1 protein-coding gene is annotated in these 1,667 nt (G+C 45.1%); it reads left to right on the forward strand.

All coding sequences use genetic code 11. The annotated features are described in order from the left end of the window. Positions 1-310 precede the first annotated feature (310 nt). The gene (locus tag Pmgp_RS19205; RefSeq protein ID WP_134216285.1) at positions 311-1,582 is read left to right on the forward strand and encodes an IS110 family RNA-guided transposase; all 1,272 of its coding nucleotides are present in this window, start codon (positions 311-313) and stop codon (positions 1,580-1,582) included. The last annotated feature ends 85 nt before the right edge of the window (positions 1,583-1,667 follow it).

Consider the following 1,667-nt stretch of genomic DNA (forward strand, 5'->3'; position numbering starts at 1 on the left):
CATAAAAACCTCCATCTCGCGCCGCCGGTGCGGGCGACACAAATAGTAATGAAAACGGGTGCGCACCCCCCCCTGGTTGCTGTACAATTTGTCTGAGGAGAAGACACACTACAAAGCACGGTGAGGCGAGTAGTATACTGCTCTTCTTAGACTTAAAACAGTATAAAAACCAGTGTAAGGACCGCCTTTCAAGCACAAATAAGTGGTTCTCCGAGACCGTACGCTAATCATTGTTTTAACTCTTCGTTGAATGTGTGGCGGTTCAGTCACTGTCTTCTCCTCATCATTTTACTTGCGAGGAGGCAGTAGCTTGAAAGTCGTTTATCCCATCTGCTGCGGCGTCGATGTCCATAAGAAATTTCTCGTCGCCACAATTATTACTTCTGAGGGAATTATGCCCCGCTACCAGAAGAAGCGATTTTCCACCTTTAACAATTCCATCCTGAAGTTTAAGCAATGGTTGCTTGACAACAATTGCCTTGATGTCTGCATGGAGTCTACCGGCAAATATTGGGTGCCAGTATTCAATTTGCTTGAGGATTCCATCAACGTCACCATTGCCAATCCCAAATGGGTCAAGGCAGTAAAAGGCAACAAAAATGATAAGAAAGATTCTAAATGGATCGGCGACCTGTTTCGCCTCGGCCTTGTTCCCGGAAGTTTTATCCCCAGCAAACCGATCCGAATACTGCGGGAGTACACCCGTTATCGGTTTAAGCTTGTTTCCTGCAAATCCAGCGAAAAGAATCGATTCCAAAATGTTTTTACCGTCTGCAATGTAGCCCTTGATGCTGTCGTTTCCGACATGTTTGGCAAATCCGCCGCTTCCATCACTGACTACCTTATAAGATCCGATTCCTTTGACCCTCAGCACTGTATCAGCCTGCTCAAAGGTTCTATCAAAAAGAAGGCTGATGCCGTAATCCAGTCTATCGAGGGATTCCAAATGACCCCCGAGCAAAAATACCGTGCCTTGATGATTCAGAACCATTTAGAGTTTGTCGAAAACTCTATCAAGAGACTGGACGAAATGTTGAATGTGCTTGCCGCTCCTTATGAGAGCGCCATTCGGCTTCTTTGTACCATTCCCGGAGTTGACCGCACTTCTGCCATCACGGTCATCTCCGAGATTGGTACCGATATGTCTCATTTCTCATCTTCAAAGCGGCTCTGCTGCTGGGCGGGTCTGACGCCAGGCAACAATGAATCTGCAGGTAAGAAAAAGTCTGTTCGCATCACAAGAGCCGGTGTTTACCTCAAACCTGCTCTTGTACAGATCGCTCACGCTGCTGTTAAATCGAAAGATAACCCTTACTACAGAATCAAGTATGAGCGTATCGTCAAAAGAAGAGGAAAGAAACGAGCCATTATCGCTATCGCAAGGATGATTCTCACCGCCATTTACCACATGCTTTCTACTGGCGAGATTTTCAATCCATGTGACCTCTATCAAGTCGATATGCCGCAGGAACTCCGCGACAAGCAGAAAGAAAAGGCTTTGAAACGGGCTATTAAATTGTTGGTCACACAGGGTATCATTCAAGCCTCGGACATTTTAGCAATATCATTACAATCTGCTTAAAAAATCAATTTTTTAAACCAAGGGATAAGTATGTCCTTTTTTAGGCTTACTCCTTCAGTTGTGTAATTGAATTGTTTTCACGCTA

Source organism: Pelotomaculum propionicicum, assembly GCF_004369225.1.
Classification (GTDB): domain Bacteria; phylum Bacillota; class Desulfotomaculia; order Desulfotomaculales; family Pelotomaculaceae; genus Pelotomaculum_B; species Pelotomaculum_B propionicicum.